Here is a 16,289-nt window from a genome sequence, read left to right as displayed (position 1 = left end):
CTAAGCTGATTTCATTTTTTCGAGGAACGCCGCTCCATGACTGAGGCCGCAACGACCCGGCAGAAACTGCCCTTGCACTGGAAAATGGGCATTGGCTTCATCATCGGCCTGGTCCTCGGGCTGACCGTGCATGCCCTCGGCGGCACCGTTGACGGCCTGAGCGGCGTGGCCAAGTGGGTGATGGACTACATCACCAGCCCGGCGTCGGGCCTGTTCCTCAATCTGATCTTCATGCTGATCGTGCCGCTGATCTTCTCGGCGCTGATCATGGGCGTGTCGGAGATGGGCGACATCCGCGCCCTCGGCCGCATCGGCTGGAAGACGCTGGCCTACACCATCGTGCTGTCCGGCATTGCGGTGGGCATCGGCCTGGTGCTGGTCAACGTGCTCAAGCCCGGCGTGGGCGTGGACCCGGTCGTGGCCGCGCAGATGCTGGCCGAGAATGCCGAGCGCAGCAAGGAAATCGTCGCCGGTATCCATGGCACGCCGAAGGGCATGGACATGCTGCTGTCGATCGTGCCGGGCAACGTGGTCGAGGCGGCCTCCAGCAACAGCGCGATCCTGTCGCTGATGTTCTTCGCGCTGATGTTCGGCATCGGCATGGTGCTCTCGCCCGAAGAGAAGGTGGCCCCGCTGCGTCGTGCCATCGAAGGCATCTTCGAAGTCTCGATGACGCTGATCAATCTGGTCATCCGCCTGGCCCCGTACGCGGTGGCCTGCTTCATGTTCAACCTGGCCGCCCTGTTCGGCTTCGAGCTGATCATCCGCCTGGGCGCCTACGTGGGCGTGGTGGTGCTGGCGCTGGGCCTGCACATGGTGGTGACCTACGGCGTGGCCGTGTGGCTGTCCGGTCGCTCGCCGCTGGCGTTCTTCCGCGACACCCAGGAGGCCACCGTGATGGCCTTCTCCACTGCCTCCAGCAACGCCACCCTGCCGACCGCGCTGCGCGTGGCCGACCAGATGGGCCTGCCGCAGAAGGTCTCGCGCTTCGTGCTGACCGTGGGCGCCACCGCCAACCAGAACGGCACGGCGCTGTTCGAGGGCGTGACGGTCATCTTCCTGGCGCAGTTCTTCGGCGTGGACCTGAGCATCGGCCAGCAGTTCATGGTCATGGCGGTCTGCATCCTGGGCGGCATCGGCACCGCCGGCGTGCCCTCCGGCTCGCTGCCGGTGGTGGCGATGATCTGCGCCATGGTCGGCGTGAACCCGCTGGGCATCGGCCTGATCCTGGGCGTGAACCACTTCCTGGACATGTGCCGTACCGCGCTGAACGTCACCGGCGATCTGGCCTTGACCACCCTGGTGGCCAAGGGCGAGGTGGACGACGGCCCGGTCGTCGCCGCCGTGGCCCCGGCACCCGCGCCAGCCCCGCGCGACTGAGCCTGCGCAGGTCTGGTGCTTCCCGACGCCCCGCCTTGTGCGGGGCGTCGGCGTTAAGGGCCGGGCCTGTCTTTGGCCTGACCCGGCCGATCAGCTGTGGGACAATGGGCCGCCCGCACGTTCGCGGCCGCCTCCCGATTCCGACAGAACCATGACGCAGCCTACCCGCCGCCAGTTGGCCAATGCCATCCGCTTCCTTGCCGCTGATGCGGTCGAAACCGCCAAGTCCGGCCATCCCGGCATGCCGATGGGCATGGCCGACATCGCCGAAGTGCTCTGGAACGACTATCTCCGTCACAACCCGAAGAATCCCAAGTGGTTCAACCGCGACCGCTTCGTGCTGTCCAACGGCCACGGCTCGATGCTGCAGTACGCACTGCTGCACCTGAGCGGCTACGACCTGCCGATCGAGCAGCTCAAGCAGTTCCGCCAGCTGGGCAGCAAGACCGCCGGCCACCCGGAACACCATGAAACCCCCGGCGTGGAGACGACCACCGGTCCGCTGGGTCAGGGGCTGGCCAACGCCGTGGGCTTCGCCCTGGCCGAGAAACTGCTGGCACAGCGCTACAACCGCCCGGAACACGAGATCGTCGACCACCGCACCTGGGTGTTCCTGGGCGATGGCTGCCTGATGGAAGGCATCTCGCATGAAGCCGCCTCGCTGGCCGGCACCTGGGGCCTGTCCAAGCTGGTCTGCTTCTGGGACGACAACCACATCTCCATCGACGGCAACACCGATGGCTGGTTCACCGACAACACCCCCGAGCGTTTCGAAGCTTATGGCTGGAACGTGGTGCGCCGCGTCGATGGCCACGATCCGGACAGCATCAAGGCCGCCATCGACAGCGCGCTGTCGCAGTTCGACAAGCCGACCCTGATCTGCTGCCGCACCACCATCGGCTTCGGTTCGCCGAACAAGGCCGGCAAGGAATCCAGCCACGGCGCCCCGCTGGGCAAGGATGAGCTGGACGCGACCCGCAAGCAGCTGGGCTGGCCGTACGGCCCGTTCGAGATTCCGGAAGACATCTACGCCGGCTGGCGTGCCGGCGGTACCGGCACCCTGCGCCAGGCCGAGTGGGAACAGCAGTTCGACAAGTACGCCGCGCAGTTCCCGGTCGAAGCCGATGAGCTGATCCGTCGTTCGCACGGCGAGCTGCCGGCCGATTTCATCGCCAAGGCCGATGCCTACATCGCCCAGGTCCAGGCCGATGGCCAGACCATCGCCTCGCGCAAGGCCTCGCAGCTGGCGATCGAAGCGTTCGCGCCGCTGCTGCCGGAACTGGTGGGCGGTTCGGCCGATCTGGCGCACTCCAACCTGACCCTGTGGAAGGCCAGCAAGTCGGTCGCCACCGATGACCCGAACGCCAACTACGTCTACTACGGCGTGCGCGAGTTCGGCATGACCGCGATCGCCAACGGCCTGGCCCTGCATGGCGGGTTCATTCCGTTCGACGCCACCTTCCTGGTGTTCAGCGATTACGCCCGCAACGGCGTGCGCATGAGCGCGCTGATCCCGGCCCACGCGATCCACGTGTACACGCACGATTCGATCGGCCTCGGCGAAGACGGCCCGACCCACCAGCCGGTGGAACATCTGGCCTCGCTGCGCTATATCCCGAACAACGATGTGTGGCGCCCGTGCGATGCGGTCGAATCGGCGGTCAGCTGGAAGGCCGCGATCACCCGCAAGGACGGCCCGAGCTGCCTGGTGTTCAGCCGCCAGAACCTGCCGCACCAGCCGCGCAGCACCGAGCAGGTCGCACAGATCGCGCGCGGTGGGTATGTGCTGGCCGATGCGGAAGGTGGCGTGCCGGACGTGATCCTGATCGGCACCGGTTCGGAAGTGGGCCTGGCCGTGACCGCCAAGGCGGAACTGGATGCCGCCGGCATCAAGACCCGCGTGGTGTCGATGCCGTCGACCGATGTCTTCGAGCGTCAGGACGCGGCGTACCGTGAGTCCGTGCTGCCCAACGCCGTGCGCAACCGCGTGGCCGTGGAAGCCGGCGTCACCGGTTTCTGGCGCCAGTACGTGGGCCTGGACGGTGCGGTGGTGGGTATCGACACCTTCGGTGCGTCGGCCCCGGCGGACGCGCTGTACAAGCACTTCGGCATCACCGCCGAGCACGTCGTGGCTGCGGCCAAGGCGCAGCTGGCGAACTGATGGCGGCGCCGGGCGCTGCCCGGCCGCTGCAACGCGAAAGGCCGGGGATATCCCCGGCCTTTTCGTTTGTTGAAAGGCAAACACCACGCCATCCTGGATCGAGGGTAGATCCACGCATGGCGTGGGTCTACATCACCCGGCCGCAGTGCGCGCCAACCCCAGCCGCAGCAACCGCGCCTCGATGCGTTCGCCCATCGTCTTCGGCGCCTCCAGCCCCATCCGCTGCAGATAGGCCTGATCGCCATCGCCGGCGGGTTGGGTGACGGCGGCCAGCACCGTGCGCAGCTTGGTCATCGGCGTCTGCGTGTTCTGCTTCAGCCAGCCCAGCGCCTTGACCAGGTGCTGCTCGACCTCGGTGAAATCGCTGCCCAGCGGGTAATCCGGCAGCAGCCCGGACTGGCGGAACGGTGACAGCGCGGCACTGACGGCGGCGGCTGTGTTGCGCTGCCCATCACCGGCTGGAGTGAAACCGGCCGCCAGTTTCTTCGAGGCCTTCGCCTTGTCCAGCAACGCGACCTGGAACTGTGCATCGGTGATCGCGGCCATGGCGATCACGCAGTCCTCGTCGGTCATGTTGCGCAGGTCGGCGATGCCGTACTCGTTGATGTAGAGGTCGCGCAGATGCCGCGGAATCGTGGTGTGCCCGTAGTTCCAGCGCACGTTGGAGTGCAGTACGCCCTTGTCCTCGCGGGTGGCACGGAAGATCAGCGCGCTGCGGGCGCCGGGCAGGGCATGCGCCATCGCCACGAAGTTGTACTGGCCGCCCACGCCGGAGACCACGCGGCCGTCTTCCAGCGCATCGGACACCGCAGCGCCGAGCGCGGTGGCCATCATGCAGGAGTTGAAGAAGCGTGCATCGCGGCGCTGCATCCGCTCCAGCGTTTCATCGCCGCCGTAGAGCTGGTTGATCTCACTGATGCGACGCATGCCGATCGCGCTGCGTTCCTCATCGGGCAGATCGCGCAGCCACTGGTAGAACTCCGGCGAGCCCAGATAGAACGCGCCGTGCAGGTACTCGCCCTCGGCCTCGAGCGTGGCGTAGTCGGTGGTCCAGGCGGTGCCGTTCTCGATCCGCTGCAACAAGGCCAGATCGTCATGCACCTTGCGCCGGATCACCCCGGTCTGGACCAGCCGGCGGAAGCCTTCGTTGAGCATTTCGCTGCAGCCATACAGGCCGATCTCGAACGGCTCCAGGCCACCGCACTCCAGCACGGTGGGGTGGCTGGCCAGGCCGGGATCCAGCGCCTGCAGAATCTGGCGGTAACGCGCGTTGTCGGTATGCCGCAGCACCAGCGCATGGCTGAGCGCATCGGCCAGCGTGCCGATGCCGATCTGCAGCGTGCCACCATCGCGTACCAGTGTGCTGGCGTACAGGCCGATCGCGTAATCGGCATCGCTGACTGGCTGGCGGGGCAGGCCGAACAGCGCCGGGTACGGCCCCGGCGGGGTGATCACCAGATCGAAGAACGACACATCCACCGTGGCCGAGCCGGCCAGATAGGGCAGCTGTGGATCGATCTCGGCGATCATCAGCGGGCGTGGCAGCCCGCGCGCGACCATCGCATCCAGCGTGTCCTGGGTAATGTCGTTGTTGCACGACAGCGACAGGCGCCGATCATTCGCGCGCATCGCTACTTTCTGCACGATCGCATGCGGCGCGCGCTGCGCCACCGCGTCGGCGGCGTGTGTGTAGTTCAGGCTGGTGTAGCTGCGCTGCGCCTGCGACGAGCCGAGCAGTGCACCGGACTGCATGTAGAACTCTTCCACCTGCACATGCGCCGGCAGGTGGTCGCGCACCATCGCATCGGCATAGGCCAGGCGCGGGAAGTCCGCACCGAAATGACGCTCGGCGAACGGCGCCATGAAGCGTGCTTCCAGCCCGGCACCGCCGCGCGGCGGGTTCAGCGACAGCGCGGTGTACAGCTGCAGCGGCCGCGAGGCATCGTTTTCCACGCGCGCGTACAGGGCGTTGAGCAGCCGGTGTGGCTTGCCCAGCGCCAGCGGTGCGCCGATGCGCAGGGGGCCATCGACCCGCTGCAGCAGCCAGTCGACGGCGGCGTCCAGGTCGGTCAGGTGTTCGGTCATGCGGCGCTATCCTGCGAAATCATGCGGGTCATTACAGCATTCCGGGGTTGAACAGACGGCGACGCGCGACGTCATCGGCGGTGCGCAGGAACCGTGCACCGCTGTCATCGAATATTCGGCAGCGTCTCATCGAGGCCTCCGTGGGGCATGCACCGATGCTGGCAGTGGCTGCATGAACCGGCTGTCGAAGGGGTTGACAGCCACGCTGATTACGGGCGTAATCGAACTGTCGATTACGGGTGTAAATGATGAGCCAGATCAGTGAAGCCGAAGCTGTCGTGATGGAGGTGCTGTGGCGCAATCATCCGCTGGGCGCCGATGAGGTGATGGCCGCGCTGGCCAGCCGGAACTGGGCCGAGCCCACCATCAAGACGCTGCTCAACCGGCTGCTGACCAAGGGGGCGATCAGTGCCAGCCGCGACGGGCGCCGCTATCTGTATTCGCCGGTGCTGCAGCGCCACGCCTGGGTGGCCGAACAGAGCGAAGGCTTTCTGGATCGGGTGTTCGATGGCCGCGTCGCGCCGCTGGTCGCGCATTTCAGCCAGCGCGGGGAGCTCAGCGCGCAGGACATCGCCGAGCTCAAGCAACTGATCCGGGAGCTGGACCATGACTGAGCTGCTTGATGGGTTGCTGCAGGCCAGCGTCTGGCTGGCGCTGGCGGCGCTTGTGGTGGCCGCCGCACGGCCGGTGTTGCTGCGTCTGGGCGGCGCGGCGCTGGCGTATCGCAGTTGGTGGGTGCTGCCGTTGATGCTGGTGGTGCCTTATCTGCCACTGCCACGGCTGCCGATCACTGAGATAGAGCCGGTGATGGTCATGGCCTCGGCCCTGCGCGCGCCGGCCGTGCCCAGCGATGCCTCGCAGTGGCCGCTGCTGCTGTTGGCGGTGTGGCTGCTGGGCGCAGTGGCGATGGCTGGCCTCAGCTGGCGCGCGCAACGTCGTTTTGAACATGCGCTGGGGGAGCTGCAACTGCGCGGGGATGGCAGCTGGCAGGCCAGTGGCGACCCGGGCCTGCCGGCGCTGGTGGGCCTGTGGAAGCCGCGGATCGTGGTCGGCCCCGACTTCGAGCAGCGCTTCAGCCCCGCCGAGCAGGACCTGATCCTGCGCCATGAACACAGCCACCGCCGTCATGGCGATCCCTGGGCAAACGCCGCGCTGGCCGCGCTGCGCTGCGTGTTCTGGTTCCACCCGTTGCTGCGGTGGGTGGCGCGCCGGTTCCTGCGGGATCAGGAACTGGCCTGCGACGCACGCACGGTCGACCCGCATCCGGCCCTGCGCCGGCTTTACGCCAACGCGTTGCTGAAGGCGCAGTTGGTCCACCCGGTTGCCCCGATGGCCTGCCACTGGCGCAGCCAACCGATGTTGAAGGAGCGTATTGCCATGTTGAAGGAACACAAGCGGAACGCATTGCCGTGGATGGCCGGGCAGGTGCTGGTGGTCGGGTTGTGTGTGGGTCTGGGCACAGTGGCGTGGGCCAGCCAGGGCAGCGCAGCGGCTGCCGTCAGCGGGATGGGACAGGTCGACATGCCGGCCGATCGCGGCGCGACTGCCCGCATGATGCCGCCACCGTCCTATCCGAAGATTGCCTTCGAGCAGAGCATCGTCGGCAAGGTCGTGTTGCAGGTGAACGTCGACGCCGACGGCAAGGCCACCAGCGTGCGCGTGCTGGAGGCCACCCCGGCGGGCATCTTCGATGCGGCGTCGGTGGCTGCCGCGGAGCAGTGGACCTTCGAGCCAGCGATCAAGAATGGCAAAGCGGTAGCGTCGGCGCTGAAGATTCCTGTCACGTTCGCCATGGATGACGACGAGCCCGCGCGATGAGGCGGGAGGTGGCAACGGCGCTGTCTTTGCTGCTTCTGTCGGGCTGTGCAGGGCACGATCAGATCACCACGGTGGACACGCGTGCCGAGAACGTGGACCACCAGCGTCTGCAAGCCAGCGCGGGCACGAACGGGAGCGCGCAGGTGGGGACGTATCAGCTCGGCCCCACCGAGGGCTATCGCATGCCGCAGCTCTACGCCGCGCCCGATCCGGTGGTCGGGGAACGCGATCCTCGGCGCGAGCTGGCACCGACCATGGTGTGCCTGCAGGTGGTGATCGATGCCCAGGGCAGGGTGGAGCGCAGTGTGCCGTTGAGTGATCGCGGCGAATGCGCGGCCGGCAATGCGCCGGAGAACGCGCCGCTCATGCAGGCGGCGCAGGAAGCGGTGGCGATGTGGCGCTACACCCCCGCAGCGGTCTGTCATTTTTCCCCGCAGCGCGTGCCGACGGATCGGGGAGACTGCGAAGGCGCCGAGCGCATCGAACCGGTGCCGGTAAGCCTGCTGTACGGCTTCACGTTCGAGATCGTGAAAGGGCAACACGTGGTGCGCCGGCAAGGACGCTGAACAGGTAACGCGTACTGTGCCAACCGGGCAACAGGGGGTGCCGGCCAGCGGCCGGCGCTACCTTTCCGGACCGCCCTGGAGGTTGGCCTTGACCGAGGGCTGCATCAGTTTCGGCTCGGGCAGAGTGGCATCACGGGCTTGGCGGGTGGCGACAAAGTCCGCCTCGCTGATGCCATCGCGCAGGTGGATGTTGTGCGCGCGCTGCTCGCCGATGGTGGTCTGGTTGGCGACCTCGCGGCCACCGGGGCCGTAGTCGTGACAGATGAACACGCGGGTCGCATCGGGCAATGCAAACAACCGCTGGATCGACCGATACAGCTGCCCCGCATCGCCGCCCGGGAAATCACAGCGGGCGGTGCCCCCGTCGGGCATGAACAGCGAATCCCCGGTGAACAGCGCATCGCCGATGCGATAGGCGACGCTGTCACTGGTGTGCCCCGGCACTGCGATCACCTCGGCGTCGACATCGCCGAGGGTGAAGCGTTCGCCGTCAGCGAACAGATGGTCGAACTGCGAGCCATCGGTGGGTACATCCAACGCGTAGCGCGGCGCGAAGGTGCGCTGCACCTGCACGATGCCCTGGCCCATGGCCAGGGTCGCTGCGGGCCACTGCGTCTTGAGCCAGCGCCCGGCGCTGACATGGTCGGCATGCGCGTGGGTATCCAGCAGCCAGCGCACCTGCAGACCGTGCTCGCGCACATGGGCAAGCAGCGGCTGCAGCGGCCCGGCGCCGAGTGCATCGGTGTCCGGGTCGTAATCCAGCACGGGGTCGATCACCGCCGCCTGCAACGTCGCCGGGTCGTGCACCACGTAGCTGAAGGTGTGGCTGTCCGGGTGGAAAAAACTGGCGACGTGCAGTGACATGGTGCTGACCTCAGCGTTTGCCCAGAGTGTCGTTGAGCAGCACGGCCAGGCGTTCACCGGCCACGCGCAACTCGCGTTCGGCAACCGGGCGGTAGGTCGCCGAATAGCTGGGGCCCAGCGTACGCTTGTCCGGGTAAACGCCAGGTGCAATGGCGATGCGGCAGCTGGCTTCGGCCCATTGGACGGCATCGACATCGATGTTGGAACGCTCGGCCAGCTTGGGCTCGGGCAGGGCCAGCAGACGCTTGAGGTACTGGTCGTCATCCAGCTTCTGCTCGTTCAGCATGCCGCTGTCCCACAGCGAGTGCAGGTTGGTACCGCGGTTGTTGAACTGCACCTGGAAATCGTTGCCGCCCTTGTCCTGGCCGTAGCCGGCATGCATCGGCTGGTGGATGTCCCCGGCGAAATGCACGACGAACTTCAGCGCCTGCGCGCGCTCTGCATCGGGCTTGCTGCGGTCGCGCAGGATCTTGGTCTGCGCCTTCAGTGCCTCGACCACGCAGTTGCCGTTTTTGCAGTGCTTGCGCACGTTGTAGTGGCACTTGTCTTCGCCGATGTTGACGTAGTGCCAGCCAGCCGAGCGCTTGCCCAGGTCCGGATCCTTGGCGCGCAGCTCATCGGCCCAGGGCGCGATGGCGTGCAGCGTCGGGTCCGGTTCGGCAGCGAGCAGGCGGTCGACTTCGGCCTGGGTCTGCGGGGTCAGCCGGGTTTCGGCGATCCGCGCCACCAGCCGATGGCCTTGCGCGCCCCAGGCCAGGGCATCGGTGGAAACAAGGGTGAGGGCCAGCGCGAGCACGGTGGCCGGGAGCAGAGAAGGCATTTTCATCCGCGGCATTCTAGCGGGCTGACCGCGCGCGGGCTTGCCGGGATCTGGCCGGCTGCAGCGTCCGTCGGCGTGGGCTAGGCTCGCCGGGTGCCCGCATCGGGCAGAATCCGGAGGTCCCCATGGCCCACATCGGATCATCTATGACGAGCTGGTGCAGGGGCAGGTGCTGCCGGCATCGCGCGAGACCTACCGGGCGGTGATGCAGCGACTGGTGGACCACGGTGCACAGGGCATCATCCTGGGCTGCACGGAGATCATGCTGCTGGTCGGCGCGCAGGATGCAACGGTGCCGGTGTTCGATACGACCACGCTGCATGCGCAGGCGGCGGGGCGGCATCTGTTGGCCGAATGAGCCAAAAAAAACCCGGCCGAAGCCGGGGAAGTTGTCTTGCTGCGAGGGTGTTGCCTTGTTGGGTTCTGATCCGCCGATCAGAACTTGAACACGTACGACACGCCGTAAGCGAGCGGATCGATGTTGACGGTGCCGATCTTTTCGCCATCGAGCTTGACCTTGCTGTCGATGTCCATCCAGCGCACATCAACGCGCAGCGAGCCCTTGTCGTTGATCGCGAAATCCAGGCCGGCATGGGCGGCCAGACCCCAGGAGTCTTCCATCTTCAGCGTGCTGCCAGCCAACGCGCCGCCGGTCTTCTCGCTGAAGAACGTGGTGTAGTTGATGCCGGCGCCGAGGAACGGGGACACCTTGCCCTTGCTGTTGAAGTGATACTGCAGCGACACCACCGGCGGCAGGTGCTTGGTGCTGCCCACGTTGCCCAGCCCGGCGATGTTGATGTCGTGCTTGAACGGCAGCGCGGCCAGGAGCTCGATGCCCAGGTTGTCGGCAATGAAGTACTCACCGGTGATGGTCGGCTTGATGTCGTTGTCGACATCGACCTTCAGCGTGCCGCCGGCCAGCGAGCCGTTGTTGGACTTCGGGGCGACCTGGTGCACGCCGGCACCGATCGTCCAGTCACCCTTGGACTGGGCCATGGCGGGGGCGGCGGCCAGCGCCAGGGCGGCGGCCAGGCTGGAGAGCAGGAGGGGGGAGGTCTTGCGCATGAGACGGTCTCGTGGCGGGTTGGAATGGCGCCAGTTTTCCCGTCCATGCGCCTGCGCGCCTTGATCCGGATCAATCCGGGTATTTACCGTTGTAACTGGTTCCCATTCGTCTACCCCGGGCCGGGCCGGTTCCGGCCCTGCTAGAATGAACGCCCCTTTCCATCGGCGCCGCACCGTCGCGGCTGCAGGAGCTTGTGAACATGGCAATCAAGGTTGGCATCAACGGTTTCGGTCGCATCGGGCGCAACGTGCTGCGCTCGGCCGTGCTGAACTTCGGCAATGACATCGAAATCGTCGCCATCAACGATCTGCTGGAGCCGGACTACCTGGCGTACATGCTGAAGTACGACTCCGTGCATGGCCGCTTCAAGGCCGACGTGGAAGTCTCCGGCAACGACCTGCTGGTCAACGGCAAGAAGATCCGCCTGACCCAGGAACGCGATCCGGCCAACCTGAAGTGGGACGACGTCGGCGTGGACGTCGTCATCGAATCCACCGGCCTGTTCCTGACCAAGGAAACCGCGCAGAAGCACATCGATGCGGGCGCCAAGAAGGTGATCCTGTCGGCACCGTCGAAGGACGACACCCCGATGTTCGTGTTCGGCGTGAACGACAAGACCTACGCCGGCCAGGCGATCGTCTCCAACGCATCGTGCACCACCAACTGCCTGGCGCCGCTGGCCAAGGTCATCAACGACAAGTGGGGCATCAAGCGTGGCCTGATGACCACCGTGCACGCCGCGACCGCCACCCAGAAGACTGTCGATGGCCCGTCCAACAAGGACTGGCGCGGTGGCCGTGGCATCCTGGAAAACATCATTCCGTCCTCCACCGGTGCGGCCAAGGCCGTCGGCGTGGTGATTCCGGAGTTGAACAAGAAGCTGACAGGCATGAGCTTCCGCGTGCCGACCTCGGACGTGTCGGTGGTCGATCTGACCGTCGAGCTGGAGAAGGAAGCCACCTACGCCGAGATCTGCGCCGAAGTGAAGGCACAGAGCGAAGGCGCGCTGAAGGGCATCCTGGGCTACACCGAAGACAAGGTCGTGGCGACCGACTTCCGCGGTGAAACCCACACCTCGGTGTTCGACGCCGATGCCGGCATCGCGCTGGATGGCACCTTCGTCAAGCTGGTGTCGTGGTACGACAACGAATGGGGCTACTCCAACAAGTGCCTGGAAATGGTCAAGGTCGTCGCGGCGTAAGCCAGCGCTGTCCCTGCGTCATTCCACAGACCCCGGCCCCTGCCGGGGTCTGTCGTTTCAGGGGGCAGTCGGGGCGTTGATCCCGCCACCGCCGCCGATCCATTAGCATGGCCCGCGTGCCGCCGGCACTGTGCCTGCCGGGTGCAGCCGTGGCGGCCCTCTTGAGGATGGCCTGGAATGGAAGCTCTGATTGTCCTGCTGGTGCTGGTACTGCTGGCGATCCCACTGCTGCTGATCGTGGCGTTGGTGATGATCGCCGGCCTGCGCCGTCGCGTGGCCGCGCTGGAACATCGCGCGGCCGGGTCTGCCTGGGACGCCGCGCCGGCGCCGACCGAACCGGAAAGGCCGCTGCGGTGGACGGAGATTGCATCCGTGGACACCGTGGCCGCGCCGCTGGACTTCGCCATGCGTCCAGCGGTCGAGACGCCCGTCCAGCCCCCGGACGCCGTCGATGCCCCCGCAGCGGCAGCCCCCCTGCCGCCCCCGCTGCCGCCCCGGCCCGCGCCGCCGGTGGCACCGGTTGAGCCACCAGGCCCCGGCATCGGCGAGCGCATCCTCGGCACCCTCAAGCAGTGGTTCACCGAGGGCAACGTGCCGGTCAAGATCGGCATGCTGGTGCTGCTGGCCGGTGTGGCCGCCCTGCTCAAGTACGCCAGCGACCAGGGCTGGTTGAACGCCCCGATCGAGCTGCGCCTGGCAGCCATCGCGCTGGCGGCGCTGGCCGGGCTGGTGTTCGGCTGGGTGCAGCGCGATACCCGGCGCCTGTTCGCGCTGGCGCTGCAGGGCGGGGCGATCGGCATCCTGCTGCTGACCATTTTCGCCGCGTTCAAGCGCTATGACCTGATCCCCGCCGCGCCGGCGTTCGCGCTCAGCGTGCTGCTGGTCGCTGGCATGGGTGTGCTGGCGGTGGTGCAGAATTCGCGCACGCTGGCCGTGCTCGGCATCCTGGCCGGCTTCATGGCGCCGATCTGGCTGTCCACCGGCAGCGGCAACCACGTCGCGCTGTTCTCGTATTACGCGGTGCTCAATGCGGCGATCCTGGCGATTGCCTGGTGGCGACCGTGGCGCGCGCTGAATCTGCTCGGCTTTGCTTTCACCTTCGGCATTGGTACGGCCTGGGGCGTGCTCCAGTACAGCGCGGACAAGTTCGCCAGCACCGAGCCGTTCCTGCTGCTGTTCTTCGCCTTCTACCTGCTGATCCCGATCCTCTATGCGCGTCGGCAGAGCGCGGGCAAGCGCGACCTGATCGATGGCAGCCTGGTGTTCGGCACGCCGCTGATTGCGTTCTCGTTGCAGGCCGGCCTGCTGCATGACGATCGCCTGCTGCTGGCGTTGTGCTCGCTGGCACTGGCCGCGTTGTATGCGGGGTTGGCGTGGGCGCTGATCAAGCGCGAGCGCTATGCCGCGCTGGGGCAGTCGCATGCGCTACTCGCGGTGGGGTTTGCGACGCTGGCGGTGCCGCTGGCGCTGTCTGCACGGGCCACCGCCAGCGTGTTCGCGCTGGAAGGGGCCGCCTTGGCCTGGCTGGGGCTGCGCCAGCAGCGCTGGCTGCCGCAGATCACCGGTGCGTTGCTGACCCTGGGCGCCGCGTTCGGCTTCGTGGTCGGCGCGGATTACTGGCATCTGGACGCCACGGCCATCGCCAACCCGACCTTCATGAGTGGCCTGCTGCTGGCGCTGGCCGGTTTTGCCGCGGCCTTCAGCTATCGCCGTGCGCAGCGCGATGCACCGGCCATCGTCTACTACCTGTGGGGCCTGCTGTGGTGGCTGGGCAGTGTCACCCACGAGATCCTGCGGTTCGTCGCGCACCGCAGCGAACCTGATGCGCTGCTGATCGCCGCGGCCGTCACTGGTTGGCTGGCCGCCGAGATGCATCGGCGCTGGCCGGCACGCGCATTGGTGCTCACCACGCTGGCAATGGTGCTGGCCGCGTTCCCGTTGGCGCTGTGGCAGGCGGACGTGCATGACCAGCCGTTCGCCGGTTATGGCGCGCTGGCCTGGGCGGTGTTCGCGCTGGTGGGCGTGCGCAGCCTGTGGTGTCTGCGCGCTGGCGACGACCGCACATCGCTGGCGGCGCAGTTCCTGTGGTGGTTGCTGTGGCCGTCCGTGGTGTCGCTGGCCTGCCTGTGGTTGGCCGACCGTTTCGCGCTCGCACAGGGGTGGGGCCTGGCCCTGATGCTGCTGCCGTGGCTGCTCGTCACCGCAGTGGCGCTGTTGCGCTGGCGCTGGCTGACGGTGCCGCTCGGCGAACGTTTCGATCCGATGCGCACGCCGCTGCAGGGCACGTTGTTCGCGGTGCTTGGCGTGAGCTGGGCGGGCCTGTTGCTGGTCCCGGCCGGCGCTGCACCACTGCCGTGGCTGCCGCTGCTCAACCCGGTGGAACTGGCGCAGCTCGCCGTTGTGGTGCTCGCCGCGCGCTGGCTGTGGTCCGCGCAGGCGCCGGATGGCCTGCGTGCGAGGCGCATACCGCTGCTGGCGATTGCCGGCTTTGTCGCCCTGACCAGCATCACCCTGCACGCCGTGCATCACTGGGGCGGGGTGCCGTGGAACGAGCGCTTGTGGTCTTCGACCCTCGCCCAGACCAGCCTGACCGTGGTGTGGAGCGTGCTCGGCGTGATCAGCTGGGTGTGGGGCTCGCGCCGCGGGCAACGCGTGCTGTGGCTGGTCGGCGCGGTGCTGATGGGCGTGGTGCTGGCCAAGCTGGTGCTGATCGACCGCCAGCACCTGGGCAACCTGCTGGGCATTTCTTCTTTCATCGCCTACGGCCTGCTGTGCACGGTCGTGGGCTATCTGGCACCGGCGCCGCCGCGCGCGCCGGACCCCGCCGTGGAGCCGCAGTCTTGATGACCTTTCGCCCGCTGATCCTCCTCACCGCGCTGGCGCTTCCGGCGCTGGCGCAGGCCCAGGCCCAGGTCGCCGATGACCGCCAGGCCTATCGCCAGCAGTGGCCGCTGCAGCTCGCGCAGCCGCAGGCCGGTGCCTACCGGCTGACGCTCGACGATGGCGTCTACCGTACCGCGGTGTCGCCACGCCTGGCCGATGTGCAGGTGTTCAACGCACAAGGCCAGGCACTGCCCTCGGCGCTGCTGGCTGCCGACCAGCCACTGGCGCAGGCCCCGCAATGGCAGACGCTGTCCTGGTTTCCACTGCCGCCGATGGCCGGCACCTCCGGTGATGATCTGCAGCTGCTGACCGAGCGCAATACCGACGGCAGCGTGCGCCGGGTGGAAGCGCGGCTGGGACGCGGTGGCGCGGCCGGGCAACCGGCCGGCTGGTTGATCGATGCCAGCGCGCTGAAGACCGGCGTGCAGGCGCTGCGCCTGGACTGGCAGACACAGTCGCCGCTGCAGGCGCGCGTTCGCGTGGAGATGAGCAACGATCTGCGCGATTGGCTGCGCGTCGCCGACGACGTGCCGCTGGTGGACCTGCAGCACGAAGGTCGCCGCCTGCAGCAGCGCCGCATCGAGATCGCGCGCCAGGCCAAGTACTTCCGGATCCTGCCGATCGGCGCCGATGCCTTGCCGGCGCTGTCCACGGTGCAGGCCGAGCTGGCGCCGGCCGCGCAGGCGATCGCGTGGCGCTGGCAGTCGCTGACCGGTACCGCCGGCAAACCCGGCGAATTCGAGTACCAGCTGGACGGGCGCTTCCCGATCGCGCAGGCCGATATCGCCACCGCCGACAACAGCGTGGTGCAGTGGACGCTGTTGAGCCGCGACGATGCCGACCAACCGTGGCAGGTGCGCGCCGGCCCGTGGGTGGCCTATCAGCTGCAGGACGCCGCCGACCGACGCCAATCGCAGACCCAGCCGCTGGCACGCAGCACGCGTGACCGTTACTGGAAGCTGGTGGCCGGCCAGCCGCAGTCGATGCCGGCACCGACGCTCAAGCTCGGCTACCAGCCCGAAGCGCTGGTGTTCCTCAGCCAGGGCGAGCCCCCGTTTGCGGTGGCCGCTGGCAGCGTGCGCGCCGAGCGCCAGGATGCGCCGGTGGCCACTGTGATCGCGCAGCTGCGCGAGCAGCATGGTGCGCAGTGGCAACCGGCGCAGGCAAGCGTGCAGGGCGCACCGGAAATACTCGCTGGCGATGCCGCAGTGGCCCCGCAGCGCGACTGGAAGCAGTGGCTGCTGTGGGCGCTGCTGGTGATCGGCGTGCTGATCGTCGGTGGCTTCGCGGTCAGCCTGCTGCGCCAGCCGCGTCTTAACGGGGACGGGGGTAGTTAAGCGCGCTTAACTACCCCCGTCCCTGTTATGGATTTGCGATGCACCCGCGCAGCCGGGACAATGATCGTCTGCGCCGCACGGCGCCCTTCCTTCTTCAGAGCCAAAGAG

12 protein-coding genes and 1 pseudogene are annotated in these 16,289 nt (G+C 67.4%); 9 read left to right on the top strand and 4 right to left on the bottom strand.

The window, feature by feature from the left end; genetic code table 11:
* Positions 1-36 precede the first annotated feature (36 nt).
* Entirely contained in the window at positions 37-1,380 is a 1,344-nt protein-coding gene (locus ACWV8V_RS18465) for a dicarboxylate/amino acid:cation symporter (protein ID WP_455900424.1), read from the top strand.
* Positions 1,381-1,531: 151 nt separating this feature from the next.
* Complete coding sequence (gene tkt, locus ACWV8V_RS18460; RefSeq protein ID WP_455900423.1) at positions 1,532-3,541, top strand: transketolase; 2,010 nt, start codon at positions 1,532-1,534, stop codon at positions 3,539-3,541.
* A 132-nt stretch (positions 3,542-3,673) separates the two neighbouring features.
* On the opposite strand, the gene ACWV8V_RS18455 is transcribed toward tkt, so the two are convergent.
* Positions 3,674-5,626, bottom strand: coding sequence for an acetyl-CoA hydrolase/transferase C-terminal domain-containing protein (locus ACWV8V_RS18455; protein WP_455900422.1), 1,953 nt, complete (start codon positions 5,624-5,626; stop codon positions 3,674-3,676).
* Between the two features lie 248 nt (positions 5,627-5,874).
* Here ACWV8V_RS18455 and ACWV8V_RS18450 point away from each other — a divergent pair, with 248 nt between their 5' ends.
* The 3 genes from ACWV8V_RS18450 to ACWV8V_RS18440 are packed head-to-tail and all read left to right on the top strand — an operon-like array spanning position 5,875 to position 8,010.
* Positions 5,875-6,240, top strand: coding sequence for a BlaI/MecI/CopY family transcriptional regulator (locus tag ACWV8V_RS18450; RefSeq protein ID WP_259259297.1), 366 nt, complete (start codon positions 5,875-5,877; stop codon positions 6,238-6,240).
* Positions 6,233-7,444 (top strand): M56 family metallopeptidase, encoded by a 1,212-nt coding sequence (locus tag ACWV8V_RS18445; protein ID WP_455900421.1) that lies wholly within the window; start codon positions 6,233-6,235, stop codon positions 7,442-7,444. The genes ACWV8V_RS18450 and ACWV8V_RS18445 overlap by 8 nt, the downstream gene beginning before the upstream one ends.
* Positions 7,441-8,010 carry a hypothetical protein gene (locus ACWV8V_RS18440; protein ID WP_259259299.1) on the top strand — a complete coding sequence of 190 codons (570 nt, stop codon included), beginning with the start codon at positions 7,441-7,443 and terminating at the stop codon, positions 8,008-8,010. The genes ACWV8V_RS18445 and ACWV8V_RS18440 overlap by 4 nt, the downstream gene beginning before the upstream one ends.
* 57 nt (positions 8,011-8,067) lie before the next feature.
* Here the strand turns inward: ACWV8V_RS18440 and ACWV8V_RS18435 are convergent, their stop codons facing one another.
* Together ACWV8V_RS18435 and ACWV8V_RS18430 are read right to left on the bottom strand one after the other, a co-directional pair.
* Complete coding sequence (locus tag ACWV8V_RS18435) at positions 8,068-8,874, bottom strand: MBL fold metallo-hydrolase (RefSeq protein ID WP_259259301.1); 807 nt, start codon at positions 8,872-8,874, stop codon at positions 8,068-8,070.
* Between the two features lie 10 nt (positions 8,875-8,884).
* Entirely contained in the window at positions 8,885-9,700 is an 816-nt protein-coding gene (locus ACWV8V_RS18430; RefSeq protein ID WP_455900420.1) for a S1/P1 nuclease, read from the bottom strand.
* A gap of 127 nt (positions 9,701-9,827) precedes the next feature.
* Between ACWV8V_RS18430 and ACWV8V_RS18425 the strand changes: the two are divergent.
* Positions 9,828-10,052 (top strand): annotated as a pseudogene (locus tag ACWV8V_RS18425) (aspartate/glutamate racemase family protein); the annotation flags it as partial.
* Between the two features lie 77 nt (positions 10,053-10,129).
* Here ACWV8V_RS18425 and ACWV8V_RS18420 read toward each other — a convergent pair.
* Positions 10,130-10,759, bottom strand: coding sequence for an OmpW/AlkL family protein (locus ACWV8V_RS18420; RefSeq protein ID WP_259259304.1), 630 nt, complete (start codon positions 10,757-10,759; stop codon positions 10,130-10,132).
* Between the two features lie 200 nt (positions 10,760-10,959).
* Between ACWV8V_RS18420 and gap the strand changes: the two genes are divergently transcribed.
* From gap to ACWV8V_RS18405, 3 genes are all read left to right on the top strand, one after another.
* A complete protein-coding gene (gene gap / locus ACWV8V_RS18415; RefSeq protein WP_259259306.1) occupies positions 10,960-11,961 on the top strand; it encodes a type I glyceraldehyde-3-phosphate dehydrogenase in 1,002 nt (333 codons plus the stop codon).
* Positions 11,962-12,138: 177 nt separating this feature from the next.
* Positions 12,139-14,805 (top strand): DUF2339 domain-containing protein, encoded by a 2,667-nt coding sequence (locus tag ACWV8V_RS18410; protein WP_455900419.1) that lies wholly within the window; start codon positions 12,139-12,141, stop codon positions 14,803-14,805.
* Complete coding sequence (locus tag ACWV8V_RS18405; RefSeq protein WP_455900418.1) at positions 14,805-16,181, top strand: DUF3999 domain-containing protein; 1,377 nt, start codon at positions 14,805-14,807, stop codon at positions 16,179-16,181. Before ACWV8V_RS18410 ends, ACWV8V_RS18405 begins: the two co-directional genes overlap by 1 nt.
* Positions 16,182-16,289 lie beyond the last annotated feature (108 nt).

The sequence above is a fragment of the Stenotrophomonas sp. Ker107b genome (assembly GCF_053847245.1).
The sequence above is the reverse complement of the archived record's forward strand: the minus strand, read 5'-3'. Positions and strand labels throughout refer to the sequence as shown.

Excerpts from the sequence above, each read along its gene's own strand:
- ACWV8V_RS18420 (WP_259259304.1), bottom strand. The coding sequence starts at position 10,759 with ATGCGCAAGACCTCCCCCCTCCTGCTCTCCAGCCTGGCCGCCGCCCTG.
- ACWV8V_RS18430 (WP_455900420.1), bottom strand. The coding sequence starts at position 9,700 with ATGAAAATGCCTTCTCTGCTCCCGGCCACCGTGCTCGCGCTGGCCCTC.
- ACWV8V_RS18405 (WP_455900418.1), top strand. The coding sequence starts at position 14,805 with ATGACCTTTCGCCCGCTGATCCTCCTCACCGCGCTGGCGCTTCCGGCG.
- ACWV8V_RS18435 (WP_259259301.1), bottom strand. The coding sequence starts at position 8,874 with ATGTCACTGCACGTCGCCAGTTTTTTCCACCCGGACAGCCACACCTTC.
- tkt (WP_455900423.1), top strand. The coding sequence starts at position 1,532 with ATGACGCAGCCTACCCGCCGCCAGTTGGCCAATGCCATCCGCTTCCTT.
- ACWV8V_RS18410 (WP_455900419.1), top strand. The coding sequence starts at position 12,139 with ATGGAAGCTCTGATTGTCCTGCTGGTGCTGGTACTGCTGGCGATCCCA.
- ACWV8V_RS18450 (WP_259259297.1), top strand. The coding sequence starts at position 5,875 with ATGAGCCAGATCAGTGAAGCCGAAGCTGTCGTGATGGAGGTGCTGTGG.
- ACWV8V_RS18455 (WP_455900422.1), bottom strand. The coding sequence starts at position 5,626 with ATGACCGAACACCTGACCGACCTGGACGCCGCCGTCGACTGGCTGCTG.
- ACWV8V_RS18440 (WP_259259299.1), top strand. The coding sequence starts at position 7,441 with ATGAGGCGGGAGGTGGCAACGGCGCTGTCTTTGCTGCTTCTGTCGGGC.
- ACWV8V_RS18445 (WP_455900421.1), top strand. The coding sequence starts at position 6,233 with ATGACTGAGCTGCTTGATGGGTTGCTGCAGGCCAGCGTCTGGCTGGCG.
- ACWV8V_RS18465 (WP_455900424.1), top strand. The coding sequence starts at position 37 with ATGACTGAGGCCGCAACGACCCGGCAGAAACTGCCCTTGCACTGGAAA.
- gap (WP_259259306.1), top strand. The coding sequence starts at position 10,960 with ATGGCAATCAAGGTTGGCATCAACGGTTTCGGTCGCATCGGGCGCAAC.